The organism is Pseudoalteromonas sp. S3260 (assembly GCF_005886925.1).
Lineage (GTDB): Bacteria > Pseudomonadota > Gammaproteobacteria > Enterobacterales > Alteromonadaceae > Pseudoalteromonas > Pseudoalteromonas tetraodonis.
Window position 1 is genome coordinate 1 of the sequence record NZ_PNCV01000053.1, and the last position, 26,519, is coordinate 26,519.

The following is a 26,519-nucleotide window of genomic DNA, read 5'->3' on the forward strand; positions in this document are numbered from 1 at the left end:
ATTATCCGGAGTTCAGGTTAAATACTAGGGGACAAACTTTATGGGTACGCTGTCTTTGTTGTTTTCATGTTGTTTAACACGCTCTAAATACGTATCCCATAAGCTTATTTGTTCAGCTTGTAATTTAGCAAAATATTGCCAGCTGAACAGCCCGCTGTTATGGCCATCGTCAAACTCTAAACGTAACGCGTAATGCCCTACCGGCGTAATGGTTTTAATGCCCACTGCTTGTTTATTTAGTACTAACTTCATAGGCTCAGATCCATGGCCTTGAACCTCTGCTGAGGGAGAGTGTACCCGTAAAAACTCAGCGCTAAATATAACTTCAGAGTGATCATCAAAATAAACATCTAAATTTTTACTCACACTATGATAGTGCACTTTTGTAACTTGTTTCATCGTCATCTCGCTTACAAAAAAGCCTCCATATTGGAGGCTTTTAGTATAACTGTTTGTGTTTTCAATTAAAGAATAAAACGACTTAAGTCTTCATCTTCAACTAGCGCACCTAAGTGTTTTTCAACGTAGGCGGCATCGATAACAAGGCTTGAACCCGCTTTTTCAGAAGCGTCATATGAAATCTCTTCCATTAGCCTTTCCATAACTGTATGAAGGCGACGCGCACCGATATTTTCGGTTTTTTCGTTTACTTGCCATGCTGCCTTAGCAATACGCTCAATTGCATCGTCGCTAAACTCAATAGCGACTTGCTCTGTTTTGAGTAGCTCGCGTTGTTGCTCAGTAAGTGACGCGTGTGGCTCAGTTAATATACGTTTAAAGTCATCGGCTGTGAGTGCTTCAAGTTCAACACGAATAGGTAAACGGCCTTGTAACTCAGGGATCATGTCTGATGGTTTAGACATTTGGAATGCGCCTGAGGCAATAAACAACATGTGGTCAGTTTTTACCATGCCGTGCTTAGTATTAACGGTAGAGCCTTCAATAAGCGGAAGTAAATCACGTTGTACACCTTCACGACTTACATCTGGGCCAGAGGCTTCACCACGTTTACAAATTTTGTCTATTTCATCAATAAACACAATGCCGTTTTGCTCTACTGCAAAAATGGCCTGTTCTTTTAATTCTTCAGGATTAACCAGTTTACCGGCTTCTTCTTCAGTAAGTAACTTAAACGCTTCTTTAATTTTAAGCTTACGCTTAGTGCGTTTATCACCACCCATGTTTTGAAACATTCCCTGTAACTGGTTGGTCATTTCTTCCATACCAGGAGGAGCCATAATTTCAATATTAGGTTGAGCTTGGGCTAAATCAATATCAATTTCTTTGTCATCTAATTGGCCTTCGCGTAACTTTTTACGAAACGATTGGCGTGTCGATGAATTTTCATCGCGCTGAACTTCACCGTATTGATCTTTCGCTGGAGGCAGTAATACATCTAATATACGTTCTTCAGCCGCTTCTTCAGCGCGATGTTTGAACTTTTTAGTTTGTTGCTCTCGTGTCATTTTAATTGAAACATCAACTAAATCACGGATGATAGTTTCAACTTCTTTACCGACATAACCTACTTCTGTAAATTTAGTGGCTTCAACTTTAATAAAAGGTGCGTTGGCAAGCTTTGCTAAACGACGAGCAATCTCAGTTTTACCTACACCCGTAGGGCCAATCATTAAGATATTTTTTGGCGTTACTTCTGCGCGTAAGTCTTCGTTTAACTGCATACGGCGCCAGCGATTACGAAGGGCAATAGCAACCGCTTTTTTCGCTTTAGCTTGGCCAATAATATGTTGGTCTAGCTCATGAACAATTTCTCTTGGGGTCATATCAGACATAGCGAGTTCCTATTACAATTCTTCGATAGTTTGGAAGTTATTCGTAAATACACAGATGTTGCCAGCAATTGTTAGACTTTTCTCTACAATTTCACGAGCACTTAAGTCGGTATTTTCTAATAAGGCGGTTGCAGCTGATTGCGCAAAGTTACCGCCGCTGCCAATTGCGATTAGGTCGTTTTCTGGTTGCACCACGTCACCGTTGCCGGTGATAATTAGCGAAGCTGTTTCATCAGCAACAGCAAGTAAAGCTTCAAGTTTACGCAGGGCACGATCGCTACGCCAATCTTTAGCCATTTCTACAGCAGCTTTAGTGAGGTTACCTTGGTGCATTTCTAGTTTGCTTTCAAAACGTTCGAAAAGAGTAAAGGCATCAGCAGTGCCGCCAGCAAACCCAGCGATAACTTTGCCATTATAAAGGCGTCGAACTTTTCGGGCATTGCCCTTCATTACTGTGTTACCAAGAGATACTTGGCCGTCACCACCAATAACAACTTTGTCATCACGGCGTACACTTACGATTGTAGTCATGTTATTCCTCATCATCGCGCTGCAAGGAACAGCGCGTAAAAAACGATTATGAAGAGGTTATATGGGTGAATGGTTTAAATTCAAGTCCAGCCCCAAATTCCGCAGCCGACAATATTAATTCGTTTAAGTTTGTTCTTGTCACTTTCTGCATGACGCTTGGTTTCATAAGGCCCTAAACGCACTTTGTACCAAATACCATTGCTGCCTGTGGTTTTTTTGATTTCTGAAATTAATCCTGCAAACGCTATTTTAGCTTTTAAGGTTTCAGCTTGCTGATGGGTTCTAAATGAACCACATTGCATGACATAAGGGCCTTTTTGTTCAAGTTCTTTTACTTCAACCTGAATCTCATGCTCTTTAATTTCTTTAATAAATTTAGGTGGCCGCGGTTTAGCTATTTCTACTTGTTTTTCGGGTGTTGGATTTGCTTGCTTTTCAACAAGCTCTGGATCTGCATTGTTTTTAACAAACCAGAGTCCGTATGCAAAACCACCGATTAGTAACAAGGCAATAATGATTAACAAAAACGGGAAGGGTTTTTTAGCCGGCTCTTGTTTAGTGTTTTTTCTATTTTTTGGTTTTTTATTAATATAATCGTGCTGTGCCATGGTGTTATATGTGGCCTTACCTAAATCATGTCTGTAGGGTCTACGTCTAAACTCCAGCGAACTTTTTGTGCAAGTTTGCTAGTGCTGAGATAATCAACCATTTGCGCGAGATACTGATGTAGTATGCGTCGATCTTGCGCTTGAATATGTAATTGAAAACGATACATTCCCGCAATTTTTTCTAAAGGCGCGGGGATCGGTCCGAGCAATTGTATACCAGATACCCCATTGACAGGAACCAAATCCGTTAGAAAGTCGATGACTTGCTTTATGTTATGCCCTTGTGCGCGAACAATTGCCATACTCGTAATAGGTGGCAACTGTGCATCACTTCGCTCAGTGAGTGCAAAGCGGGCAAAATCTTGATAGCCATTATTAACTAAGTCTTGTAATAACGGGTGCTCAGGAAAGTGCGTTTGTAATAATACTTCACCGGGTTCGCCAGAACGTCCCGCGCGTCCTGCAACTTGTGTTACTAATTGTGCTAAATGCTCAGTAGCCCTAAAGTCACACGAATACAAACCACTATCGACATCTAAAATAAGTACTAAGCTAACATCAGCAAAATGGTGACCTTTTGCCAGCATTTGCGTACCAACTAAAATACGTGCGCCGCCTTGGTTTATTTCATCCAGTGCTTTTTCAAGGCTACCTTTACGCCGAGTTGAATCACGGTCGATACGGCTGATCGGGGTGTCTGCAAATTCACTACTCAAAAACTCTTCTATTTGCTCGGTGCCTTTGCCGTTAGGAAATATTTGCGTACTACCACAGTCAGGACATTGATGTGGTACATGATATTGATCGCCACAATGGTGGCAAATCATTTGGCCTATTGCCTTATGAAAAGTCGCACTGGTGCTGCAGCGGTTACATTCACTCAACCAACCACATTCATGACAAATCAAGGTAGGAGAAAACCCACGGCGATTTAAAAATACCATCACCTGCTTTCCCCTATTCAGGTGCTGGCGCATTATTGCAAGACTGGCATGTGCAATACCGGCTCTATCAGGCTGACCTTTCATGTCGAGCAGCTTAAACTGATTATCGGTGGCGGTTTGTGCGCGCTCACTTAATGTAAGCAACTGGTATTTGTTATTAATAGCTTTATGCAGTGTTTCTAGTGCTGGCGTAGCGCTACCCAAAATAAGTGGAATTTGATGCTGATAGGCACGATACGCAGCTAAATCACGGGCATGATAGCGTAAAGTGTCTTGTTGTTTAAATGAGGCATCATGCTCCTCATCAACAACAATCATCCCGAGCTTTAAAAATGGCAGAAAAATACTCGAACGGGTGCCTATAACAATGGCACAACTGCCTTTTTCGCAAAAACGCCATGTTTGTAGACGTTCGTTATCGGTTAATGCCGAGTGCCATAACATAATAGGGGTGTCAGGAAAGCGACGTCTAAAACGATTGACCGTTTGAGGCGTTAGCCCTATTTCAGGAACGAGCACTAACGCCTGTTCGCCACGTTTTAATACTTCTTCTAGGCATTGCAGGTAAACTTCGGTTTTTCCGCTGCCAGTGACACCTTCTAGCAAAAAGCTATTAAACCCCGTACTTTGATTAATTGCAGTGCAGGCAATGGCTTGCTCTTTATTCAAACGGGGTTTGCTGCCAACCGTTGGCGAGGTATATTGCCATTGATTGTCGTGCTCAATGGTTTGAATTATTAGCTCTTTATCTAAAAGGGTATCAATGGTTTTTTTATTAAACCCGAGGGCTTTGAGTTCGGTTAATGATGATTTACCGGATGCTGATAATTGCTTAAGCAAATTAAGCTGTGTTTTAGCTTTTAAAGACGGTAAAAGTGCCCCCTTTTCGCTTAATGTCACCATGTTTATACTGGTTTTATCAGGGCACTCACCTTGGCGCAGTGCACTGGGCAATGCAATATGAATAGTTTCACCGAGTGGATAGCAATAATAACGCGCTGTAAATTTCAGTAGCTCTAAATGCTGCGCAGATAACACCGGTGAGTCGTCAATAACTTCAATAATAGATTTTATTTTGCCTTCGGGGACTGCTGTTTCCGCTTTTAAGCTAAGAATAACCGCTACTTTACGTTGATTGCCAAAAGGGACTAACACGCGCATACCAGGCTGTAATTGAGTCAGCGGTACTAATTGCTCATCCACTTTATAATCAAAGGTGCGAGGCAAGGGGACTTTTATTGCAACTTCAGCAAAACGCATAACAACTCAACCAATTAACGTAATGGTTTAATGTACTAAAAATAGCATTAAAAGCCTACCGACAAATCAGTAATGAATAGGTGTTTGCCGACTTTTTAGCAAAAAGGGTAATTAAAGCTTGTGTGTGTGTGTGTTGTTGGATAAAATTCGCGAACAATAAATTTGTTTTAACGACGTATGGTGCCAGACTTCGGGTTTGGAGAGCGATGCGGCCTTAACTAGAGGTTCCTATGAAAGAAGGTATTCACCCTAAGTACGAAGTAATTTCTGCAACTTGTTCATGCGGAAACAAATTCGAAACTCGTTCTACTCTGTGTAAAGACATTCACTTAGACGTATGTTCTGCGTGTCACCCGTTTTACACTGGTAAGCAAAAGATTTTAGACACTGGCGGCCGTGTTGATCGCTTCAACAAGCGCTTCGGTGCACTTAGCAGCAAAAAATAATTTTTTGTTTCTATGTAAAAAAAGCACCTTAGGGTGCTTTTTTGTGGCCAAAATTTTCTTTCCTACCTGCTTTCTTAGCAATTTTGTATTTATTTTTTTTGCATAACTATTTCCTGTTCTTATTCTGAGTATGCATAAACATTTGCAGACAAAACAGCCAATATTCTCTATATTTTTATTTGTTAAACTTTAAAGATGGTACTCAAATGCAGGTAACGTGAGGTTATTTGTGTTTAAAGTTAAATAAAATTCGGTATTTCACTATTTTAATTTAAGACTAAAAAATACGCTTTATAAAAATAGAACAAGGGCAAAAAGTACCTGTGTTTTTCATTTTTATGACGAATTTATATTTTAAAAATGTCAGGATAATCTAGGGAAGTTGCTGATAAATCACTTAAAATTAACAGTTCTAGCATATAACAGGATAGACCTGATATTGCTTGGAATTTAAAAATAATAAAGGTATCGTAGATTAAAACTACCTCTCACTTTAACTTAAATTGCAGGATATAATCGCGTTATGTCAGATTTTCGTGAACAAGCACTACATTACCATGCCCATCCCGTTCCAGGTAAAATCAGTATTGAGCTGACCAAGCCCGCTGAGACGGTTAAAGACCTCGCGCTCGCATACAGCCCCGGTGTCGCAGAACCTGTTCGTGAAATTGCCGCTGATCCAGCAAATGCCTACAAATATACTGGTAAAGGAAATATGGTTGCGGTTATTACTAACGGCACCGCAATTTTAGGCTTGGGTAATTTAGGTCCACTGGCTTCAAAACCCGTTATGGAAGGTAAAGCGCTACTATTTAAGCGTTTTGCAGGGTTAGACTCTATAGATATTGAAGTTAAGCACCGTACTACCGAAGACTTTATTAACACAGTGGCTAATATTGCCGACACCTTTGGTGGAATTAATTTAGAAGATATTAAAGCGCCCGAGTGTTTTGAAATAGAAAAAGCGCTTATAGAGCGTTGTAGCATTCCTGTTTTTCATGATGATCAGCATGGTACGGCTATTGTAACGGCTGCGGGTATGCTAAACGCGCTGGAAGTACAGGGCAAAGCAATTGAAGATGCAATTATTGTATGTTTAGGTGCCGGCGCTGCAGCTGTTGCCTGTATGGAGCTTTTAATTAAATGTGGCGCGTTGCGTGAACATATTTATATGTTAGATCGCAAAGGAGTTATTCATACGCGTCGTGATGACTTGAATGAATATAAGCAATTATTTGCAAACAATACCGATAAACGTACTTTACAAGATGTAATTGAAGATGCCGATGTGTTTGTGGGTGTATCGGGCCCTAATTTATTAACCTCTGAAGATTTAAAATTAATGGCTGATAGACCCGTGGTATTTGCTTGTTCAAACCCCGATCCTGAAATCGATCCGCAATTAGCACAAGCTGCACGTAACGATTTAATTATGGCTACAGGTCGCTCTGATTATCCGAATCAAGTTAATAACGTATTGTGTTTTCCGTTTATTTTCCGTGGTGCGTTAGATGTACGTGCCAGTGAAATAAACGACGAGATGAAAATTGCTGCTGTAGAAGCAATCCGCAGTATTGCTAAAGAGCCCGTACCGGCTGAAGTGCTTACTGCCGCAGGCATCGACAAATTAGAGTTTGGTGCTAAATATATTATACCAAAACCAATGGATCCACGTTTGTTACCACGTATAGCTAAAGCGGTTGCGCAGGCGGCGGTAGACTCTGGCGTTGCACAAATTGATATGCCAGAAAACTACATGGCGTAATTGTTAAGTGTAAATTAGCGCAAAAAAAAACCTCAGCATTTGCTGAGGTTTTTTTGTATAAAGACCCTTCTAGTCTTCATTTAAAATAGGCACTTCTAGTCCCATTTCTTGCATTATTTTCTTCACTTCTTCAGGTACTTTTTCTGCGTTATCTTTACGCAAATCATCATCATTAGGCAGCGGTTGCCCGGTAAACGCATGCAAAAACGCTTCGCATAAAAGCTCGCTATTTGTTGCATGACGTAAGTTGTTTATTTGACGACGAGTACGTTCATCAGTTAATACTTTTAATACATTTAGCGGGATCGAAACGGTGATCTTCTTTACTTGTTCGGATTTTTTCCCGTGTTCTGCGTATGGGTGAATATATTCACCATTCCATTTAGCCATAAGATGTATCGTTGCCTCAGATTATAAATTGCTCACACAGCATCAAAGCGTGTAAATATGCGTGAAATTCTATCGGTTTAAAAAAGATAGTCAAATACTAGTTATTTAGCTATCTAGACATTTAAATGTTTTGACATCTTAAATTGCATGCGCTACCTTTTAGACGTCTAAACATCCAAATTAGTAAAGGTAGCGAAAATGAGTGAAAAAAATAAGGCAACAATTGCTGTTCGTAGTGGAATAGAAGCCGACAAACAGCATGGTGCGGTTGTTCCACCGCTTTATTTATCAACAACTTACTCATTTGCTGACTTTGATACAAAGCGCCAATATGATTATGGCCGCAGTGGTAACCCCAATCGTGACATTTTGGCTGAGGCGCTCACGGAGCTTGAAGGTGGCGCTAAAGGCATTATTACCGCAACAGGCATGGCAGCCGTTCACCTAACAACACAATTACTTAATAGTGACGATACGTTAGTGATCCCTCATGACTGTTATGGGGGCAGCTATCGCTTATTTACTTCGCTAGAAAAGCGCGGCTTATTAAAACTAGAAGTGGTCGATTTTACCAAAAGCGACAGTCTGACACGCATCCTTGCTATTAAACCTAAGCTGATTTGGATTGAAACACCTAGCAATCCTATTTTACGCTTAACAGATATTAAAGCGGTAACTGATACAGCTAAACAGTGTGGTGCACTGGTTGCCGCCGACAACACATTTTTATCGCCAGCATTACAAAACCCGATTAAGTTTGGCGCTGATATTGTGGTGCACTCAACCACAAAATATATCAATGGCCATTCAGACGTTGTTGGTGGCGCGGTTATCGCAGCGACTGCTGAGTTAGGTGAAGAGTTAGCGTGGTGGGCAAATAACATTGGCATCACCGGCGCGCCATTTGATAGCTATTTAACTCTCAGAGGCTTACGTACTTTAAACGTGCGTTTAAGGCAACACCAAGAAAATGCACTCGCCATTGCACAGTATTTAGAACGCTCCCAGTTTGTTGCCCAAGTTTACTACCCAGGTCTTGAATCACACCCTCAACATGCGCTAGCTAAGGCGCAGCAGCTTGGCTTTGGTGCTATGGTTAGCTTTGATATAAAAGGCGATATAAACGATGCTGCAGCGTTTTTAACGCGTTTAAATGAATTTAGCTTAGCGGAATCATTAGGTGGAGTAGAAAGTTTGATTTGTCACCCTGCGACTATGACCCACGCCGGTATGGACGCAACCGCGCGTGCAGAAGCCGGAGTAGGCGACACGCTTATTCGTATCTCGGTGGGTATTGAAGATGTAAATGATTTACTCGCTGACTTAGACAGGGTATTTAATTTGGTGCGCCCAGGGCAAGCCAATCTCGGCCTATCGGCAAAAAGTGGTGCTAGTGAATCATTTGGTTCAGCAAAGTTAAACGCGGCGCATCCGGCGTTATGGTAGTGCATACCAATCTTCAAAATACAAAACATAAATGCGAGTCGGTATTAATATGGTAAATCAGGTTCATAAATTTGGTGGTTCGAGTTTAAGCTCAGCGGATCGCTTTAAAAGTGTCGCAAATATTATTTTAACTCATGCTCAAGCTGGGGATTGTGTGGTGGTATCGGCTGCCGGTAAAACCACCGATACCTTAGTTAAACTGTGGCAAAGCTATCAACAGCAAGACACTCAAGCTATTGCTGATATTGTATTGCTATTGAGTAACCATCAAATAGCTCTGATTGAGCAATTATTAATAGCTAACGCTAAGCACCATGCGCTTGATTTACTTGAAACTGAGCTCAGTATTATTACCAAGCAGGCTAAGCAAGGAACATTAGCTGAAGCTGCGTTATTAGCACATGGTGAATTGTGGTCTGCAAGGTTACTAAGCGCTTACTTAGAACAGCTTAACGTTAGCGCTTGTGCCCATGACGCTAGGCAGTTATTTACGTTAGATGCCGGGCAGCTGCAGCATGCTAATAATCAGCAGCAGTGCTTAAAAGCCATAGAGACGAGTAAAATTAATGTAGTTACGGGGTTTATTGCGGCTGATTTACATGGTGAAACAGTGACCTTAGGGCGAAATGGCAGTGATTACAGTGCCACTTTATTAGCGCGGTATTGCAATGCTAAAAAAGTCTCTATTTGGACTGACACTCAAGGTGTTTTTAGTACTGATCCGCGTAAGGTTGCTAATGCGGTTAAGTATGCGCGAGTGTGCCGTGATCAAGCGAATTTATTAGCGAGGCTAGGTAATCCAGTATTACACGCTAAAACATTATCGCCATTAAAAGATACCGATATAGAATTAGTTGTTCGCAGTAGTTACGATCCTCAAGGCAGTCATACCGAAATAGTTAAACTAGGAATGAGTAAACAAAAACGCTTTTTAACCACAGTAAATAATGTGGATTTACTCATTGTTGATGATCTGAGTGAAGGCGAAGTAGCACATGTTAGCCAACTTATTCAGCATAGTTTGCATCACTTTGAACACGAAGGCGAAATCTACTTACTAGTCCCTGCGTCAGCGACACATCAGGTGGCTAATTATTTTGCTGGCCGCGCCAATATTAGTGAGTCAAACTTAAATGGGGTGGCGATTATTGCACCTGATCAAGAGGTAGCGCCGCTTGGTAAGCAAAGTGAAGCCTTATTACAAACACAATCTATCCAGCCTCGGTTTACCCATTACGGTGAGGGATATACGTTACTATTGACCGATCAAGTACTTGAAAGTGATGTGCTGAGCCTGTTACATGACAAGCTCATTAATAAAGCACAAGAAATAGCTTTAATTATTGCAGGACTTGGTAATGTAGGTGCTGAGTTTATGCGCCAATTACCTGCTCAACTAGCACGCTTATCAACCGATTTTAACGTCAAGTTAGTAGCGCTTTTACGCTCAGAGCAGATGCTGGTGAATGCTAATGGATTAGACTGTGAAAGCTGGCAACTTCAATGGGAAAACCATGCAAGCTCCTATAAACAAGCCGATTTATTGTCATACATAGATACTCTTGAGTATGAACATAAAATAGTGATCGACATTACCGCCAGTGAACATTTTAGTCAGCTTTATAGTAAGTTAGTTGAATTAAACTGCCATCTAATTAGTGCTAATAAATACGCGGGAACCGCATCGCTTTCGTGGTATCAAACACTACGTGAAAGCCTTGCTCAACGTGGCTTACATTGGCGTTATAATGCAAGTGTAGGGGCCGGACTACCGATTAATTTTGCCTTGGCTGATTTACAAAATAGTGGCGATAAAATAACGCGAATAGAAGGCGTGTTTTCAGGCACGCTGTCATGGTTATGCAGTATGTATGATGGCAGTAAAGCATTTTCAGATTTAGTTCTAGAAGCGCAAGCTTTGGGGTTCACAGAGCCTGATCCTCGAGAAGACTTATCTGGACGAGATATGCAACGTAAGTTGCTTATTTTAGCGCGTGAATTAGGTATTGAATTGGAACTTGATGACATTTCTTTATCTGCTTTGATGCCCGATGAGTTAAGTGCAGGCAGCTGGAATGACTTTATTGATAATAAGGCTCGTTTAGATGCATTTATTGAGCAGCATGCGCAAGCGGCTCAGCAACAAAATGCTGTACTGTGCTACACCGGGTTATTAGAGTTTGAAAACAACACGCTAAACGCTAAGGTAGGGATTACCTATGTACCAAAAAGCGAAGCGGTTGCGAATTTGACCCCTGGCGATAATATTTTTGTGATTAATACTCAGTGGTATAACCAAAACGCATTAGTGATACAAGGCCCCGGTGCGGGTAAAGAAGTGACTGCTGCTGGCGTTCACTCTGACTTATACTGGTTGGTACAAAATATTAGTTAGACCATCAAAAAGGCCGCTAATTTGCGGCCTTTTCACTGTTCACTATATTTAAAATAGCTCTTCTTCAGTTTTAGTGTTTTCTTCAAATATATCATTTGGTTGTGATAACACATACTTGGTAGGAGCGGTGCCTTTTTCAAAGTATTCAAAACGGCTGGTGTAATCGTTTTTAGGACTTAATAATCCTGTTTCTAAATCAATACGAATAGAAACTAAGCCTTCAGGTGGTTCGATGGGCGCAGCAGGTTTACCATCCAGTGCGGCGCGCATAAAATCAACCCATGCAGGCTGAGCTGTTTTTGCGCCTGACTCAGCACCTGATATTTGACCACTTCCTAAGTTGTTATTGTAGGTTGAGCGTCCCAGTGTATTACCTGGGTTATCAAAGCCAACCCAAACTGATGTCATCACATCGCGGTTAAAGCCACTAAACCAAGTATCTACAGAATCATTAGTCGTGCCTGTTTTACCAGAAAGATCGCGACGTTTTAGCGCTTGTGCACGCCAGCCTGTTCCACTCCAACCGGTTTTATGTGACCAGCTACCGCCACCCCAAATAGCACTATTCATTGCGCTGGCAATTAAAAATGCATTTTGTTTAGAGATGATCTGCGGCGCACAATTTGGTGCTACTTGCTCACCTAGCATTAGCGAGCTAGGTGTTGTCGTTTCATCATCACAAATAATGGTGGGATTGGTTTTAAATAACGTATTACCCATTGCATCTTGGATTTGTGAAATAAAGTACGGCTCAATTAGGTGACCGCCATTAGCAAAAGCACTCATCCCACGAGCTAATTCAAGCGGCGTAATGGATGCACTGCCTAATGCCAGTGACTCACTACGATTTATATCTTTATCGTCAAAACCAAATTTTAATAAATGATCGGCTGTTCTTTGCAGTCCAACGCCCCTTAATAAACGTACGGAAATTACATTCTTAGATTGGGCTAAAGCACGACGAATGCGAATTGGGCCATTATAAATGGCAGGACTGTTTTTTGGTCGCCATGCAACGCCTTGGCTCTTATCCCATTGATTTATAGGAGCATCATTTAAAATTGACGCTAGTGTGTAGCCTTTTTCAAGCGCAGCTGAATATATAAACGGCTTAATATTTGAGCCTACTTGGCGTTTAGCTTGTACAGCTCGGTTGTATTGGCTTTGTTCAAAACTATATCCACCAACAATGGCTTTTATGCGCCCGTCTTGTGGGTCTAAAGAAACAATGGCGCTCGCCGCTTCAGGTATTTGACTTAAAATATAGCTATTATCGTCATTTTTGCGCAGCCATATTTGCATGCCTGGCGTTAGTATATCGCTTGCTGTTTCAGGTGCAAAGCTTTGGCGATAGCGTGTAATAAACTTACGTGCCCATTTTAGGTTATCCCAAGTAAGGGTTGTGCGCTCGCCGCTTTTAAGTATAACTTCAGCGCTTTTATCGCTCACGCTTAACACCGCAGCCGTTTTTAAAGGGCCAAATTCATTAACAGCTTTTAAAGTATTTAATAATTTCGACCGCGTTAATGGTGGCTCTGTTTGCGGATCCCACAATATGGCTTCAGGGCCTCTAAAACCATGGCGCATATCGTAGGCATGTAGGTTATTAACTAGAGCTGTTTGTGCTGCTTTTTGAACATCTGATTCAACAGAAGTGTACACTTTAAACCCTGAGTTATAGGCTTTATCTATACCGTAGCGTGACACCATTTCTGCTCGTACCATTTCTGAAATGTACGGCGCGTATAAGTCAATTTCAGCTCCATGAAAATACGCGGTAATTGGTTGGTTAGTGGCTTCGTTATACTGCGCTCTTGAAATATACTTCTCTTCAAGCATTCTTCCTAACACCACATTTCTTCTTGCTTTAGCACGTTCTGGATTACGAATAGGATTAAGTGCCGAGGGGGCTTTTGGTAAACCAGCAATCATTGCCATTTGCGCAAGAGTTAACTCTTTTAGTTCTTTACCATAATAAACTTGCGCCGCAGCACCAATACCAAAGGCACGATTTCCTAATTCTATTTTATTTAGGTAAAGCTCAAATATTTCATCTTTTGAGAGGAGATTTTCGATATGAATGGCAATAAATATTTCTTTTACTTTACGAATGTAGGCTTTTTCTCGTGTTAAAAAGAAGTTACGAGCTAATTGCATGGTAATAGTACTGGCACCTTGCTTTTTCTCACCAGTAGAAATAAGTACTAGCGCTGAGCGCACAATACCAATTGGATCAATACCGATATGATCGTAAAAGCGGTTATCTTCAGTTGCCAAAAAAGCCTGCAATAAAGGCTGGGGAATTTGGTCTATAGTTACAGGGATCCGTCTTTTTTCACCAAATTGGTTGATTAAAAGCCCATCTTTAGTAAATACTTGCATAGGCGTTTGTAATTGCACGTTTTTTAAAACTTGCACGCTGGGAATATCGGATTTAACATAGTAATAAAGGCTGAGCAATGTAATTAGTGCAAGTAATGCACAAATGATCAAAAATTGTAAAGTTCTTTTTAATAAAATCACTGATATTTCCCTAAACGGACTCCCAATTACAGGTTGAGACTGCTAGTATATATTGATTAAAAATTGAATAATATTTTTTAAGATATAAATTATAACTTGTTTATTATTAAAACAAAGGCAAAGTTGCAAACATGCTAAGTCAACTAATAAAAAAACCATCACCAATGATGGTAGGTATTGATATTGGATCGCACTCTATCAAGGCCGTACTTTTAAGTGAAACAGAAACTGGACTTCGACTAGAAGCACTTGCAATTGAACCTATGCCAAAAGGCGCTATGAGCGAGCGTAATATTCAAGATATTGAAGCAATTGGTAATGTGATAATCAAGTTAAAACGAAAGCTACCAAAGTCGCTAAAATTCGCGTCTGTTGCCGTCTCTGGGCAAACCGTGATTACCAAAGTTATTTTCATGGATGTTTCCTTAAGCGACGCTGAATTAGAGTCGCAGATTGAAATTGAAGCCGACAGCTTAATTCCTTACCCACTAGATGAAGTGAGTCTTGATTTTGAAAAGCTCTCTACAAATAGTGCTGACCCGAGCAAAATAAATGTACTGCTCTCTGCCGCTAGAACCGAAAGCGTTGAAGCCAGAGTCGGTGCGTTAAGTGCTGCAAATTTAACCGCAAAAGTAGTGGACGTTGAAAGCTATGCGCTAAGTCGCGCTATGGATGTTTACTACCAACAGTTACCATCAGATGCATATGACAAAACGGTTGCAGTGGTTGATATTGGTGCTGTACTCACCTTGATGAGTGTAGTGCAATCTGGTGAGACAATTTATACCCGTGACCAAGTATTTGGTGGCGACCAATACACAAATAGTATCGTTGCTTACTACAACAAAGGCTTTGATGAAGCTGAAATTGGCAAAACAACCGGTGATTTACCTCCAAACTATACATTTGAAGTGTTAGCTCCTTTTCAAACATCGTTACTCCAGCAGGTTCGTCGTGCTGTTCAAATGTTTTTAACCACCACAGGTAAAGAACAATTGGACTATATTGTATTGACGGGCGGCTCAGCGATGATTAAAGGCATTGATAGATTGCTGATTGAAGAATTAGGAATACACACAGTTGTTGTTGAACCATTTGATAAGATGGAAATATCCCCTAGAGTTGATCGTAATATAATACAGCGCCACCGCACTCAATTTGCAATTGCGACTGGCCTGGCGTTGAGGAGCTTTTCATCATGCCACATATAAATTTATTACCTTGGCGTGAGCTACAGCGTGAGCAGTCTAAAAAGAAATTTATAACACTTCTTATGGCTGTGGTTATCGTCTGTTTTGCTGGTATGTATATGCTGAGTGTGTTTTATGGTGCTCTAAAAGAAGGACAGACGTTAAAAAATAATTATCTTAGTTCAGAAATTACAACCCTCGACAATAAAATTCGCGACATACGTGATCTAGACAAGAAAAAAGAAAACTTACAACAACGTATGCGTTTAATTGAAGAGTTACAAAGTAGTCGTAATTTAGGCACCCAAATAATGGATGAAGTGGCAAAAATAGTGCCTGCAGGGGTTTATTTAACCAAGCTGGAGCGCAAAGGTAATCAAATTCATGTGTTAGGCAAAAGTGAGTCTAATAATCGTTTATCTACTATGCTCAGACAGGTACAAAGCTCTTACTTATTAGAGCGCCCGACTATGCAAGGTATTGTTGCCGGCGATCAATCTTCACGTTTACTCAGCGATTTTAATATGGAGTTTTACGTAAAACCATTTGGCAAAATAGGTGAGGTACGTAATGAACCTTGATTTTAAATCGTTTACAGAAATCGATTGGAATGAAATCGAGCTCGATAACATCGGTGAGTGGCCCGTTATTGTAAAAGCAATATGCGGAACTTTTGTAGCTTGTTTGGTGTTGTTTTTTAGCTACAGCTTATTAGTGTCGGATGAAATAGACAGCTACCACAATGCCGTTGCTAAGGAAATTGAGTTACGCACAACCTACCGAACTAAATATGCAGTTGCCAGTAAGCTTGATATTTATCGTGAGCAAATGGTTGAGATGGAAGATAAATTCTCTCAATTATTAAAACGCCTACCTACTTCAAATGAGACGCCCGGATTATTGGACGACCTTTCTTATGTGGGTACAACCAGCGGGTTAACATTTTTAAAAATTGGTTGGTTGCCAGAAGTTGAAAAAGAGTTTTATACCGAGTTGCCAATTAAAATTGAAGTGGTAGGTACTTATCATGAGTTTGGCGAATTTGTAGGGAAAGTGGCTCAACTACCAAGAATTGTCAGTTTACATGACTTTTCTATTTTATCATCTGGCGAAAAGCAGCTAACATTCAGTGTAGTAGCAAAAACTTACCGTTATGAAGAGGGGGTGAGATGATGAAGCAGCTTCTCTTTTTAACCACTGCGATGTTTTTGCTCAGTGGCTGTAACGAGGATACATCGGAGCAAAAAGAATTTATTGATCAGGTTAAGGCAAATACCACGGCACGTATTGAAAAAATACCTGAGCTAGTTAAGTTTGAGCACTTTGAGTATAACGCCAAAGACTTACGTAGCCCTTTTGTAGCACCAGAACCAGAAATTATTCAAAACAAGCTAACACAAGTTAAAAACTGTCTTCACCCAGATCCAGAGCGTGTTCGTCAGCCACTGGAGAAGTACCCATTAGATAATTTAGCAATGAGGGGCACAATAGGATCGAACGGCAAAACATGGGCGCTCATTACAGCTGCTGATGACACCTTGCACCGAGTAACAATAGGAAGCTATTTAGGCACCTATGACGGAAAAGTAAGCAGTGTTAATAGTGACTATATTGAATTAGTAGAATTAATCCCTGATGGGTCAGGTTGTTGGAAAGAACGTTTGACCAAATTAGAAATGTTAGAGGCGGCAACCAATGGCGCAAATTAATAAGAAAAAAGGTATACCCTATATGCACAAAGGTGAGTGTTCGCATCATCGTATTTTATCTGCTTTATTGTTTGTTTTTTTACTACTAATGACAAAAGCCGTAAGTGCAGCCCCTTTACTCTATGACGTTCGATATAATCCATTGCTTAAAGGTGAAACCGAATTACAGCTAGTTTTTGATGAAGAGTTGCAGCAGCAACCAGCAGTACAAGTTTTTAATAGCCCTGCAAGAATAGAGCTACTATTTGATGGGGTAGAATTAGATGAAGGGTTGACGAATATCGCTATCAACCAAGCTGGTATCAGTAACATCACGAGTATGATGACCAGTGCGGGTTTAAAAGTGACCATTAACTTGGACCGATTAAAAATTTATGAGACTGAAGTAAACAATAATTTAGTTTCTATTAGAATTTCTGATAACCCACTCACAGAGCAAATTTTAGCAACCAGCGAAGATAAGCCTGCTTACACGTCTAATTATATTAACGGTATTCAAGCAATTGACTTTCGACGTGGAGAAAAAGGTGAAGCGAAAGTACTTGTTTATCTACAAGATACTCAGGCAGCTGTAGAGGTTCATGAAAGCGGTGGAAAAATCATTGCCGAGTTTCATCATACCGATATTTTAGATGATTTATTGTATGAATTAGATGTACTTGATTTTGGTACTGTGGTGAGCAGTATTGAAACGTTTAAAGAAGATAACCTTACACGTTTAGTGATTGAACCGAACACTGCTTTTGCCTATACCTATCAGCAAATTGAGAATATTTTTACCTTAACGGTTGAGAAAGATGAAACGCAAAATGCCTACTTAGATGGTGGTAAAGAGTACTTGGGTCGTCCTATGACGCTTAATTTTCAAGATATCTCTGTTCGTGCTGTATTACAGATTATTGCCGGTTACAATGATTTTAACTTGGTAACAAGCGACTCAGTGACAGGCAATATTACTCTTCGCCTTGATGGGGTTCCGTGGGATCAGGCGTTAGATGTCGTGCTTAGAATAAAAGGCTTAGACAAACGCATGGACGGTTCTATTTTAATGGTTGCACCATCTGAAGAGCTGGCTGCCCGTGAAGCAAAAGAGTTAAAAGCTAAACAGCAAGTTGAGGATTTAGAGCCACTTTACAGTGAATACATCCGCTTAAATTATGCAAAAGCAGAAGATTTTGCCGACTTATTAAAAACAGATACCAACAGTATTATTACAGCCAGAGGGAGCGTGTCTGTTGATCAACGAACTAATACGTTATTAATGAAAGACACTGCAAAAAGTATTGAAAGTGTTCGTCGTATGGTCGAAACTTTAGATATACCGGTTAAACAAGTGGTTATTGAAGCGCGTATGGTAACCGTACGTGACAACGTAACTGAAGACTTGGGGGTTCGTTGGGGGTTTAGTGATCAGCAAGGCTCAGACGGTGTTTCTGGCACATTAGAAGGAGCTGAAACTATTTCTAATGGTAATATTCCTAGTCTTTCTGATCGACTTAACGTTAATTTACCAGTGGCGAATCCATCGGCGAGTATAGGTATGCACATTGCTAAATTGGCTAACGGAACATTAATTGATTTAGAATTAACCGCCCTTGAAGAAGAAAACAAAGGTGAAATCATTGCAAGCCCACGCATTACTGCTGCTAATCAGCAAAAAGCGCGTATTGAGCAAGGTACTGAGATCCCTTATGTGGAGTCAGCTTCAAGTGGTGCAACAACCGTAAGTTTTAAAAAGGCGGTACTAAGCCTAGAAGTGACACCTCATATCACACCCGATAACAAAGTTATTTTAAATTTAATCATTACTCAAGATACCCGAGGGGATACGGTTCAAACAGGTACAGGCCCAGCGGTTGCCATCGATACGCAACAAATTGAGACTCAAGTACTCGTTGAGAATGGACAAACGGTAGTGTTGGGTGGTATTTTCCAACAGCAAATTATTAATTCGACCAAAAAAGTACCTTTATTGGGCGACCTTCCTTACGTAGGAAGACTATTTAAAAGCACAAGCGAGTTCAATGAAAAGCGCGAACTGCTGATTTTTGTCACACCTAAAATCCAAATAGACTAAATATTTAAGCTATCTAGGTTGAATACCAGCCTAGATAGTATGGGTATGTAATTTAGTTATCGTGGTGTGAACACTTCCTATAAATGTACAATAAGACAGTATATAATTTTGATCATGTACTGTACTGCGGATGTATTTAAGGCTGCGTTTATGTTGTTTGTAATTCAGGCTCTTGTAAAGTTACCATGCAAAAGCTTTCATGAAGCAACAATGTAGTAACCTTAATTGCATAAATTTTAACCCTAGAAGATAAACTTGCCTATAATAAGGTGCTTTTTTGTTAACCAGTGGGTAATTATTTAGTTTAATTGCTCGTTATATGGCTTTTTATCCTAATTGACTTGAAATACCCGACCGATTACTGAGATAATCCCTTTCTTAATTTTGGGGCCAGGTCGTTAGGCGGGGTTTTATTTCAAATTTTAGAGTTCGTTTGTACTAAAAGATATGGCTGAGAAACGTAATATATTTCTAGTTGGCCCCATGGGGGCTGGCAAAAGCACGATTGGTCGTCACATCGCTGACCAATTACACCTTGAATTTGTTGATTCTGATCAAGAAATCGAACGTCGCACGGGCGCAGATATTGCCTGGGTATTCGATCTTGAAGGTGAAGAAGGCTTTAGACTTCGTGAAGAATCTGTTATTGGTGACTTAACCGAAATGCAAGGTATTGTACTTGCAACCGGTGGTGGCTCAGTAATGAGTAAAGAAGTTCGAAACAAGCTTTCGGCTCGCGGTATTGTTGTATACTTAGAGACACCGATTGAAAAGCAAGTTGCACGTACGCAACGCGACAAGCGTCGCCCATTACTGCAAACAGAAGAAGCACCTCGTGATGTACTTGAGCGCTTAGCAGAAGAGCGTGAACCATTATATAAAGAAGTAGCTGATTTTGTTGTACGCACTGATGAGCAGAGCGCGAAAGTTGTTGCTAACCAAATCATCGAGAAATTGGATTTTTAAAAGCCAGTATTAAAAAGGACTAACCCAGCATGCTTGAATTAACTGTTAATTTAGACGAGCGAAGTTATCCTATTTATATTGGCCAATCTGCACTTCAAGATACAGGCCGTCTAATCCATCACATTGGTGATTGTCGGCCTATCATCATTACTAATGAAACGATTGCACCGCTGTACCTTCAACAGTTGCTTGATTCATTAGCACAGCTAAACCCACTGCATTTTATTATTCCAGATGGTGAGCAATATAAATCACTCACTTGGTTTGAAAAAATTTCGGCATTCCTACTTGAGAATAATTGCGGCCGTGACACCTGCTTAATTGCATTAGGTGGTGGCGTTGTAGGTGATTTAACTGGATTTGTTGCTGCTTGTTATCAGCGTGGCGTCCCTTTTATCCAAATACCAACCACTTTATTATCTCAAGTTGATTCTTCAGTTGGCGGCAAAACAGCGGTTAATCACCCGCTAGGTAAAAATATGATTGGGGCTTTTTATCAACCCCAAGCTGTATTTATTGACACGCGTTCGTTGCATACCTTACCAACACGCGAGTTTGCTGCAGGCATGGCTGAAGTTATTAAGTACGGCTTGATTTACGATACTGAACTGTTTGCTTATCTAGAGCATAACATCGCTAAATTACAACAATTAGACGAGACGTGTTTACAGCACATCATCTTCAGATGCTGTGAAATTAAAGCGCTCATTGTTGCACAAGATGAAAAAGAGCAGGGCCTTCGTGCGTTGTTAAATTTAGGGCACACGTTTGCGCATGCTATTGAAGCACAAATGGGTTACGGTGTTTGGTTACATGGAGAAGCGGTCGCGACAGGTATGGTGCTTGCTGCAAAGCTTGCTTATACTCGCCAAGATTTAACACGAGAAGATGTAGAGCGTATTGCTACATTAATAGCGCAATATAGCTTACCAATCGAGATACCTAGCGATATGACCAGTGAGCACTTTTTACTGCATATGCGAAAAGATAAAAAGAATAAAAAAGGGACTATCCGATTCATTTTACCCACCGAATTTGGTCAATGTGCATTAGTTGATGATGTGTCTGATGATCAAGTCAGAGCATTGATCGAGCAATAAATGCAGTCACAAATTTTACCGAGCCGTGCGGCTTTGGTGGATAGAATCGCATTGCAATTTGAATATGGTCAAAACCTAATTGTTTTGTTGGGCACTTCTGGTTTAGGTAAAAGCTATTTGCTTGAAACCTTCATCACTGATAAATATAACGATTTTAATAAAGCGTTTGTGCAAGTTGGCGCTCAAATGACTGATGTGCAATTGATGACTCAATTATTAGAGCAAAGCTTTAATGCCCCTTTAATTGATCACAACCTGAGCTTATCACAAAACTATTATCAATTAGCGAAGCAACAACAATGCGGCGCGTGTTTATGGGTTATCGATGGCGGCAGGCACCTATCTGAAGAACTAATTGCAGAGCTCGAGCTGTTATCAAAAAGTGCGCCCAATGTGCTTTATATTATGATTGCATCGCAATCTAAATTGCCGTTTAAAGAGGCAGTTAATATTCATTTAGAGCCATTAAACTTGGTTGAAAGTAAGCAGCTAATGGGATGGTACTTCACGGCGCTACCTTATGATGAAGACCCTGTATTTAAAACCTTTTTAGTTGAAGCCCAAGGTAACCCAAGTCTTTTATTAGCCTGGCAGCCTAGCGAACAAGTTGCTGATATTATCGTAAAAGACAAAGTATCTTGGCGCTTACAGTTGCTCACACTATTACTCATAATTATGTTATTGATTATTGGCGTTGTATACAAAGCTGATATGACCCAATGGTGGAAAAATGCTAATAGTCAAAGCGATGAGCAAGTCCTCACAACCGCTATTACAACCGAGCAAGCTATTCAAAATAAACAACAACCGGTTAAATCACCAACCCTGTTTACTTCGCCACAGCCTATAACTAAAGAGCCAACTACAGATGAGCGTGCCCACAATGACGTGCCAGCAATTGTAGGAAGTTTAACTGAGCCATCGACTTTAACTGAACAAGAAAAGCCAGCACCGCCGCCAGTTGAAGAAGCCATTAGCGTACCTGAGGTGGTAAAGCAGCAAAGCCAAATAGTAAAAATACCTAGTAACTGGTACCTAGAACAACCTGAAGACAATTTTGTTATTCAGCTATTAGCCGTAACTCAGCAGCAGGTAGGCAATGAGTTTATTGCTGAACATAAGCTAGAAAGTATTACCAATACATACCAAACTAAACGAAATGGTAAAATGTGGTGGGTGGTAACAACAGGCAGTTTTGCTAACTTAAATGAGGCAAAACAAGCACTGCAAGCACTCCCCGCTGGAGTAAGAAAAAATAAACCTTTCTATAAAAAAATTAGCAAAATAAAACAAGAAATTGCACGAGTTGATCAGTAAACTCAGTGACTTTAGTGTAAAATCGCGCAACACCGAATTGAAGTAAAGAGCCAATGCAGCAAAAGAGTAGAGCCTTCCTTAAATGGGCTGGCGGAAAATACAGCCTCGTTGAAGATATTAACGCGCGACTAAATCAAGCAAGTAAACATGCAGATACCTTGGTTGAACCTTTTGTTGGTGCGGGCTCAGTGTTTTTAAATAGTAATTTTAAACACTATGTACTTAACGATATAAATGCTGATTTAATCAATTTATATAAAGAGCTCAAACGTTCGCCGGATGAGTTTATTAGCGATGCAAAAAAACTATTTGTTGATTTAAATAACCATCCAGATGCGTATTACGATTATCGTATGCAGTTTAACCAAAGCAGCGATGTGTATGAGCGAGCTATTTTATTTTTGTATATGAACCGCCATGGTTATAACGGATTATGTCGCTATAACTTAAAGGGCATTTTTAATGTGCCTTTTGGTAAATATAAAAAGCCTTATTTTCCTGAAAAAGAAATGTACTTTTTTGCCAACAAAGCACAAAAAGCAACATTTACCTGCTTAGGCTACGATGATGTATTTAAACTGGTCCCTAAAAATGCGGTGATATACTGCGATCCGCCCTATGTGCCATTAAGTAAAACCGCATCGTTTACCTCTTACGCTAAAGGCGGATTTAACTTAGATGATCAGGCTAATTTAGCTAACTTGGCTGAGCAAGCGGCATTTGAGAATAACACGCCAGTCCTTATTTCAAACCACGATACCGTGTGGACACGCAAAATTTACAGTCAAGCATCACTGGATAAAATTCAGGTTAAACGTACGATTAGTCCAAAGGGCGGTTCACGAAATAAAGTGGATGAGCTAATGGCTATGTATTTAGCACCGAAGTCACGGTTGCATAAATAGCCAGTACAAACAATACAAACAGTACTACGGCAATAGCTATCAGCGTAATTGGAGAGTGGTACTTAAAGTCTGTTTTGCGCTTATCTTCAGATTGAACACCAAAAAATGCAGCCAGTACGCTTTGTAACGCGCTAAAAAAGTGCTGCATTTAATTAAAATAATGGCTTGATTGAAGAGGGCTTGTGTTTGTCATCAGTACCCGTTAACAACTCTAGCAAGTCTAAGTAATGAAACTGAGCGCTACGACTATCGCCTGTTAACCAAGAGGCCCAAGACGAATCTTCTTCAATTTGAATGCAACGGGTTGCGCTATTATTAATAGCGTTGGTTTGCTCTTTATGAAGACAAATGTTGGCTGAGCCTAAATCTTGCTCAGTATTTGAGCAAAGCGATGTTGCTCCAATAATAACACTTACCGACGTGATTAATAATCCAATTTTAAAAGCACGCATAATATAAACCTAATGATTTAGTTCTTCGCGCAGCATAACAAAAACTGCTTAAATAATACACTTTATTTTTTTTATTTGTATTGTGTTTTAAATACTGAGTGACACCCGCTTAAAAACTGATTTTTTTAATTATAAAGCCTACATTATTCTTTTTCATGAATAGCCGCAATAAGGCTTTAACATTACTTATTTGGCGCTATTTTTAAAGGTGCTACTTGGGTAACTTCGCTAATTAAGTTACATTAACGGCATAAATTATTCATTAACGGATTAGCGATGCTCAACTGTGAACAAAAATACTTAATAGCGCCCTCAATATTATCTGCAGACTTTGCACGAATAGGCGAAGATGTCGACAAAGTGTTAGCCGCAGGTGCTGATGTCGTTCATTTTGATGTAATGGATAACCATTACGTACCTAACTTAACGATTGGCCCAATGGTATGTAAAGCACTTCGCGACTACGGGATTAAAGCCCCGATTGATGTGCATTTAATGGTAAAACCGGTAGATAGCTTAATTCCACAATTTGCCGAGGCGGGTGCATCAATTATTACCTTCCATCCAGAGGCGAGCGAGCATATTGACCGTACTTTGCAATTGATAAAAGATGAAGGTTGTCAAGCAGGCTTAGTGTTCAACCCTGCAACAAGTTTAAGTTACCTCGATCACGTAATGGATAAAGTAGATGTGATCTTATTAATGTCAGTAAATCCTGGGTTTGGTGGGCAAAGTTTTATTCCACAAACACTCGAGAAACTGCGAGAGGCAAAACAACGCATTGTTGAATCTGGACGTGATATTCGTTTAGAAGTAGATGGTGGTATTAAAGTAGATAACATAGCCGCGGCGGCTGAAGCGGGTGCCGATATGTTTGTTGCAGGCTCAGCTATTTTTAATCAGGCTGATTATAAAACAGTGATTGATGAGATGCGTCAGCAATTAGAAAGTGTTAAATAATGAAATATGATGCAGCGTTTTTTGACTTAGACGGCACCCTAGTTGATAGCGTGTACGACTTGTATATGGCTTTAAATTTAACACTTAGCGATTTAGCGTTTCCAATTGTCAGTCAGCGATTAGTTGAAAGCTGGGTAGGTAATGGCATTGAGGTGTTAGTGAAACGAGCCCTTTGCGGCGATATGCAAATTAGTGAGCACCTCGATGAGGCTTTAAGCGAACGAGCTATCAATCTGTTTTATCAACATTACAGTGAGCAGGTCGGTGAATACAGTGTGTTATATCAGCATGTTGAAACTGGTCTTGCTGCTCTCAGTGGTATGCCTAAAGCACTTATTACTAATAAAGCACGCCGCTTTACTGAAATGCTTTTAGATAAGCTCGCTATTCGCAGTCATTTTGAAGTGATTGTTTGCGGTGACGACATGGCAAAAAAACCGTCACCTGAGCCGCTATTATTTGCTTGCGATGCATTAAATATAACGCCTGATAAAGCGATTATGATTGGTGATTCAAAGAGTGACATACTCGCAGCGCAAGCCGCTAACATTGACGTGATAGCGCTCACTTATGGGTATCACCAGGGAGAGCAGTTAGCGGATTATAATCCGCAGTACCTATGCGATAACTTCTTAGCTATAATACCGACACTAACACAGCGTTAAGCATTTTTAATTAAGTAAAAATAAAGGAAAATCATGAGTAAACCAGTAGTATTAAGTGGCATGCAGCCAACCGGTGGTATGACAATAGGCAACTATGTTGGCGCTATTAACCAGTGGGTTAAGCTACAGGAAGAATATGATAGCTACTTTATGCTTGCAGACTTGCATGCAATTACCGTACGCCAAGACCCTGAATTATTGCGTGCTCGTGTACTCGATGGCGTTGCGTTATATACGGCATGCGGTATTAACCCAGAAAAAGCGGCATTATTTGTACAATCTCAGGTACCTGAGCATGCGCAACTTGGCTGGGTATTAAACTGTTATGCGCAAATGGGTGAGCTTAATCGCATGACCCAGTTTAAAGATAAGTCGGCAACGCATGCTAATAATATTAATGTGGGGTTATTTGCTTATCCGGCTTTGCAAGCGGCTGATATTTTACTGTACCAAGCAGACAAAGTACCTGTAGGTGAAGATCAAAAACAGCACCTTGAACTAACGCGTGATATTGCAACTCGCTTTAATAATGTTTACGGCGATATTTTTACGCTGCCAGAACCGTATATTCCAGAGTTTGGTGCGCGAGTAATGAGCCTGCAAGATCCACTGAAGAAAATGTCTAAGTCAGATGAAAATCCAAATGGCTTTATTATGATGTTAGACGAGCCGAAAAAGATTGAGAAAAAGCTTAAAAAAGCAGTTACCGATTCTGACGAGCAAGCGCGTATTTACTTTGATCGCAAAGAAAAGCCAGGTGTATCTAATTTACTTACGCTTCTAAGTGTGGCAACTAAGCGCTCAATTGAAGAGTTAGTCCCTGAATACGAAGACAAAATGTATGGCCATTTGAAAAAAGACACCGCAGCAGCTGTTGTCAGCATGATTGAGCCAATTCAAACACGTTTTAAAGAAATTCGTGAAGATCAAACACTTCTTAATGACATCATGAGAACAGGGGCTGAAAAAGCCAGCGCGCGTGCAGAAACTACATTAAAAGCAGTTTATGATGCGGTTGGGTTTATTCCACGCCCATAAGCGCGTTTATTTGCAGATAAAAAATGCCGCTAATTTAGC

General features: G+C 40.4%; 25 protein-coding genes. 16 read left to right on the plus strand and 9 right to left on the minus strand.

The features are described from left to right. Window positions 1–24: 24 nt before the first annotated feature. The 5 genes from CWC14_RS09995 to priA form a co-directional block, all read right to left on the minus strand. Window positions 25–399, minus strand: coding sequence for a gamma-butyrobetaine hydroxylase family protein (locus tag CWC14_RS09995; RefSeq protein WP_138562709.1), 375 nt, complete (start codon window positions 397–399; stop codon window positions 25–27). Between the two features lie 65 nt (window positions 400–464). Continuing rightward, on the minus strand, window positions 465–1,793 hold the full coding sequence (gene hslU / locus CWC14_RS10000) for an ATP-dependent protease ATPase subunit HslU (protein WP_013463899.1): 1,329 nt from the start codon (window positions 1,791–1,793) through the stop codon (window positions 465–467). Between the two features lie 12 nt (window positions 1,794–1,805). After that, entirely contained in the window at window positions 1,806–2,324 is a 519-nt protein-coding gene (gene hslV / locus CWC14_RS10005) for an ATP-dependent protease subunit HslV (RefSeq protein ID WP_008115012.1), read from the minus strand. A gap of 80 nt (window positions 2,325–2,404) precedes the next feature. Next, window positions 2,405–2,932, minus strand: coding sequence for an SPOR domain-containing protein (locus CWC14_RS10010; protein WP_008115014.1), 528 nt, complete (start codon window positions 2,930–2,932; stop codon window positions 2,405–2,407). A 20-nt stretch (window positions 2,933–2,952) separates the two neighbouring features. Then, window positions 2,953–5,136, minus strand: coding sequence for a primosomal protein N' (gene priA, locus CWC14_RS10015; protein ID WP_138562711.1), 2,184 nt, complete (start codon window positions 5,134–5,136; stop codon window positions 2,953–2,955). 230 nt (window positions 5,137–5,366) lie between these two features. On the opposite strand from priA, the gene rpmE reads away from it, so the two are divergent. After that, window positions 5,367–5,582 carry a 50S ribosomal protein L31 gene (rpmE, locus tag CWC14_RS10020; RefSeq protein WP_008115018.1) on the plus strand — a complete coding sequence of 72 codons (216 nt, stop codon included), beginning with the start codon at window positions 5,367–5,369 and terminating at the stop codon, window positions 5,580–5,582. 523 nt (window positions 5,583–6,105) lie between these two features. Beyond that, window positions 6,106–7,347, plus strand: coding sequence for a malic enzyme-like NAD(P)-binding protein (locus CWC14_RS10025; protein WP_138562713.1), 1,242 nt, complete (start codon window positions 6,106–6,108; stop codon window positions 7,345–7,347). 69 nt (window positions 7,348–7,416) lie between these two features. Here the strand turns inward: CWC14_RS10025 and metJ are convergent, their stop codons facing one another. After that, window positions 7,417–7,737, minus strand: coding sequence for a met regulon transcriptional regulator MetJ (metJ, locus tag CWC14_RS10030; protein WP_008115021.1), 321 nt, complete (start codon window positions 7,735–7,737; stop codon window positions 7,417–7,419). A gap of 198 nt (window positions 7,738–7,935) precedes the next feature. Between metJ and metB the strand changes: the two genes are divergently transcribed. Together metB and metL are read left to right on the plus strand one after the other, a co-directional pair. Then, on the plus strand, window positions 7,936–9,183 hold the full coding sequence (gene metB, locus CWC14_RS10035) for a cystathionine gamma-synthase (RefSeq protein WP_138562715.1): 1,248 nt from the start codon (window positions 7,936–7,938) through the stop codon (window positions 9,181–9,183). Window positions 9,184–9,232: 49 nt separating this feature from the next. Then, window positions 9,233–11,578 carry a bifunctional aspartate kinase/homoserine dehydrogenase II gene (metL, locus tag CWC14_RS10040; protein WP_138562717.1) on the plus strand — a complete coding sequence of 782 codons (2,346 nt, stop codon included), beginning with the start codon at window positions 9,233–9,235 and terminating at the stop codon, window positions 11,576–11,578. A gap of 48 nt (window positions 11,579–11,626) precedes the next feature. Here the strand turns inward: metL and CWC14_RS10045 are convergent, their stop codons facing one another. Continuing rightward, window positions 11,627–14,101 carry a penicillin-binding protein 1A gene (locus CWC14_RS10045; protein WP_138562719.1) on the minus strand — a complete coding sequence of 825 codons (2,475 nt, stop codon included), beginning with the start codon at window positions 14,099–14,101 and terminating at the stop codon, window positions 11,627–11,629. Between the two features lie 131 nt (window positions 14,102–14,232). Here CWC14_RS10045 and CWC14_RS10050 point away from each other — a divergent pair, with 131 nt between their 5' ends. The 9 genes from CWC14_RS10050 (at window position 14,233) to CWC14_RS10090 (ending at window position 23,365) form a co-directional block, all read left to right on the plus strand. Then, window positions 14,233–15,312, plus strand: a complete 1,080-nt coding sequence (locus CWC14_RS10050; protein WP_138562721.1) for a pilus assembly protein PilM — start codon at window positions 14,233–14,235, stop codon at window positions 15,310–15,312. Then, on the plus strand, window positions 15,300–15,872 hold the full coding sequence (locus CWC14_RS10055) for a PilN domain-containing protein (protein WP_008115031.1): 573 nt from the start codon (window positions 15,300–15,302) through the stop codon (window positions 15,870–15,872). The genes CWC14_RS10050 and CWC14_RS10055 overlap by 13 nt, the downstream gene beginning before the upstream one ends. Beyond that, the gene (locus tag CWC14_RS10060; RefSeq protein ID WP_008115035.1) at window positions 15,862–16,464 is read left to right on the plus strand and encodes a type IV pilus inner membrane component PilO; all 603 of its coding nucleotides are present in this window, start codon (window positions 15,862–15,864) and stop codon (window positions 16,462–16,464) included. Before CWC14_RS10055 ends, CWC14_RS10060 begins: the two co-directional genes overlap by 11 nt. Next, the gene (locus CWC14_RS10065) at window positions 16,464–17,000 is read left to right on the plus strand and encodes a pilus assembly protein PilP (RefSeq protein WP_008115036.1); all 537 of its coding nucleotides are present in this window, start codon (window positions 16,464–16,466) and stop codon (window positions 16,998–17,000) included. Before CWC14_RS10060 ends, CWC14_RS10065 begins: the two co-directional genes overlap by 1 nt. After that, window positions 16,987–19,077: a type IV pilus secretin PilQ gene (locus CWC14_RS10070; protein ID WP_036955760.1), complete on the plus strand. Its 2,091-nt coding sequence runs from the start codon at window positions 16,987–16,989 to the stop codon at window positions 19,075–19,077. The genes CWC14_RS10065 and CWC14_RS10070 overlap by 14 nt, the downstream gene beginning before the upstream one ends. 447 nt (window positions 19,078–19,524) lie before the next feature. Further along, the gene (gene aroK, locus CWC14_RS10075) at window positions 19,525–20,043 is read left to right on the plus strand and encodes a shikimate kinase AroK (protein WP_008466255.1); all 519 of its coding nucleotides are present in this window, start codon (window positions 19,525–19,527) and stop codon (window positions 20,041–20,043) included. Window positions 20,044–20,072: 29 nt separating this feature from the next. Beyond that, a complete protein-coding gene (gene aroB, locus CWC14_RS10080; RefSeq protein ID WP_033104301.1) occupies window positions 20,073–21,143 on the plus strand; it encodes a 3-dehydroquinate synthase in 1,071 nt (356 codons plus the stop codon). Then, complete coding sequence (locus CWC14_RS10085) at window positions 21,144–22,460, plus strand: SPOR domain-containing protein (protein WP_138562723.1); 1,317 nt, start codon at window positions 21,144–21,146, stop codon at window positions 22,458–22,460. It abuts the gene before it with no gap. A gap of 53 nt (window positions 22,461–22,513) precedes the next feature. After that, window positions 22,514–23,365 carry a Dam family site-specific DNA-(adenine-N6)-methyltransferase gene (locus CWC14_RS10090; RefSeq protein ID WP_138562725.1) on the plus strand — a complete coding sequence of 284 codons (852 nt, stop codon included), beginning with the start codon at window positions 22,514–22,516 and terminating at the stop codon, window positions 23,363–23,365. Here the strand turns inward: CWC14_RS10090 and CWC14_RS10095 are convergent. Further along, window positions 23,328–23,513 (minus strand): DUF2970 domain-containing protein, encoded by a 186-nt coding sequence (locus CWC14_RS10095; protein ID WP_008115053.1) that lies wholly within the window; start codon window positions 23,511–23,513, stop codon window positions 23,328–23,330. The genes CWC14_RS10090 and CWC14_RS10095 overlap by 38 nt on opposite strands. Before the next feature lie 4 nt (window positions 23,514–23,517). After that, entirely contained in the window at window positions 23,518–23,817 is a 300-nt protein-coding gene (locus tag CWC14_RS10100; protein ID WP_008115055.1) for a hypothetical protein, read from the minus strand. A gap of 276 nt (window positions 23,818–24,093) precedes the next feature. Here CWC14_RS10100 and rpe point away from each other — a divergent pair, with 276 nt between their 5' ends. The 3 genes from rpe to trpS are packed head-to-tail and all read left to right on the plus strand — an operon-like array spanning window position 24,094 to window position 26,480. Beyond that, window positions 24,094–24,777: a ribulose-phosphate 3-epimerase gene (gene rpe / locus CWC14_RS10105; protein ID WP_138562727.1), complete on the plus strand. Its 684-nt coding sequence runs from the start codon at window positions 24,094–24,096 to the stop codon at window positions 24,775–24,777. Next, entirely contained in the window at window positions 24,777–25,442 is a 666-nt protein-coding gene (locus tag CWC14_RS10110; protein ID WP_008115059.1) for a phosphoglycolate phosphatase, read from the plus strand. The genes rpe and CWC14_RS10110 overlap by 1 nt, the downstream gene beginning before the upstream one ends. Window positions 25,443–25,475: 33 nt before the next feature. Beyond that, window positions 25,476–26,480: a tryptophan--tRNA ligase gene (trpS, locus tag CWC14_RS10115; protein WP_008115060.1), complete on the plus strand. Its 1,005-nt coding sequence runs from the start codon at window positions 25,476–25,478 to the stop codon at window positions 26,478–26,480. Window positions 26,481–26,519: the final 39 nt, after the last annotated feature.

Excerpts from the sequence above, each read along its gene's own strand:
- hslV (WP_008115012.1), bottom strand. The coding sequence starts at position 2,324 with ATGACTACAATCGTAAGTGTACGCCGTGATGACAAAGTTGTTATTGGT.
- CWC14_RS10055 (WP_008115031.1), top strand. The coding sequence starts at position 15,300 with ATGCCACATATAAATTTATTACCTTGGCGTGAGCTACAGCGTGAGCAG.
- rpmE (WP_008115018.1), top strand. The coding sequence starts at position 5,367 with ATGAAAGAAGGTATTCACCCTAAGTACGAAGTAATTTCTGCAACTTGT.
- CWC14_RS10085 (WP_138562723.1), top strand. The coding sequence starts at position 21,144 with ATGCAGTCACAAATTTTACCGAGCCGTGCGGCTTTGGTGGATAGAATC.
- CWC14_RS10060 (WP_008115035.1), top strand. The coding sequence starts at position 15,862 with ATGAACCTTGATTTTAAATCGTTTACAGAAATCGATTGGAATGAAATC.
- CWC14_RS10025 (WP_138562713.1), top strand. The coding sequence starts at position 6,106 with ATGTCAGATTTTCGTGAACAAGCACTACATTACCATGCCCATCCCGTT.
- metL (WP_138562717.1), top strand. The coding sequence starts at position 9,233 with ATGGTAAATCAGGTTCATAAATTTGGTGGTTCGAGTTTAAGCTCAGCG.
- priA (WP_138562711.1), bottom strand. The coding sequence starts at position 5,136 with ATGCGTTTTGCTGAAGTTGCAATAAAAGTCCCCTTGCCTCGCACCTTT.
- CWC14_RS10110 (WP_008115059.1), top strand. The coding sequence starts at position 24,777 with ATGAAATATGATGCAGCGTTTTTTGACTTAGACGGCACCCTAGTTGAT.
- CWC14_RS10010 (WP_008115014.1), bottom strand. The coding sequence starts at position 2,932 with ATGGCACAGCACGATTATATTAATAAAAAACCAAAAAATAGAAAAAAC.
- CWC14_RS09995 (WP_138562709.1), bottom strand. The coding sequence starts at position 399 with ATGAAACAAGTTACAAAAGTGCACTATCATAGTGTGAGTAAAAATTTA.
- aroK (WP_008466255.1), top strand. The coding sequence starts at position 19,525 with ATGGCTGAGAAACGTAATATATTTCTAGTTGGCCCCATGGGGGCTGGC.
- CWC14_RS10070 (WP_036955760.1), top strand. The coding sequence starts at position 16,987 with ATGGCGCAAATTAATAAGAAAAAAGGTATACCCTATATGCACAAAGGT.
- CWC14_RS10095 (WP_008115053.1), bottom strand. The coding sequence starts at position 23,513 with ATGCAGCACTTTTTTAGCGCGTTACAAAGCGTACTGGCTGCATTTTTT.
- metB (WP_138562715.1), top strand. The coding sequence starts at position 7,936 with ATGAGTGAAAAAAATAAGGCAACAATTGCTGTTCGTAGTGGAATAGAA.
- rpe (WP_138562727.1), top strand. The coding sequence starts at position 24,094 with ATGCTCAACTGTGAACAAAAATACTTAATAGCGCCCTCAATATTATCT.
- aroB (WP_033104301.1), top strand. The coding sequence starts at position 20,073 with ATGCTTGAATTAACTGTTAATTTAGACGAGCGAAGTTATCCTATTTAT.
- CWC14_RS10065 (WP_008115036.1), top strand. The coding sequence starts at position 16,464 with ATGAAGCAGCTTCTCTTTTTAACCACTGCGATGTTTTTGCTCAGTGGC.
- metJ (WP_008115021.1), bottom strand. The coding sequence starts at position 7,737 with ATGGCTAAATGGAATGGTGAATATATTCACCCATACGCAGAACACGGG.
- hslU (WP_013463899.1), bottom strand. The coding sequence starts at position 1,793 with ATGTCTGATATGACCCCAAGAGAAATTGTTCATGAGCTAGACCAACAT.
- CWC14_RS10090 (WP_138562725.1), top strand. The coding sequence starts at position 22,514 with ATGCAGCAAAAGAGTAGAGCCTTCCTTAAATGGGCTGGCGGAAAATAC.
- CWC14_RS10100 (WP_008115055.1), bottom strand. The coding sequence starts at position 23,817 with ATGCGTGCTTTTAAAATTGGATTATTAATCACGTCGGTAAGTGTTATT.
- CWC14_RS10050 (WP_138562721.1), top strand. The coding sequence starts at position 14,233 with ATGCTAAGTCAACTAATAAAAAAACCATCACCAATGATGGTAGGTATT.
- trpS (WP_008115060.1), top strand. The coding sequence starts at position 25,476 with ATGAGTAAACCAGTAGTATTAAGTGGCATGCAGCCAACCGGTGGTATG.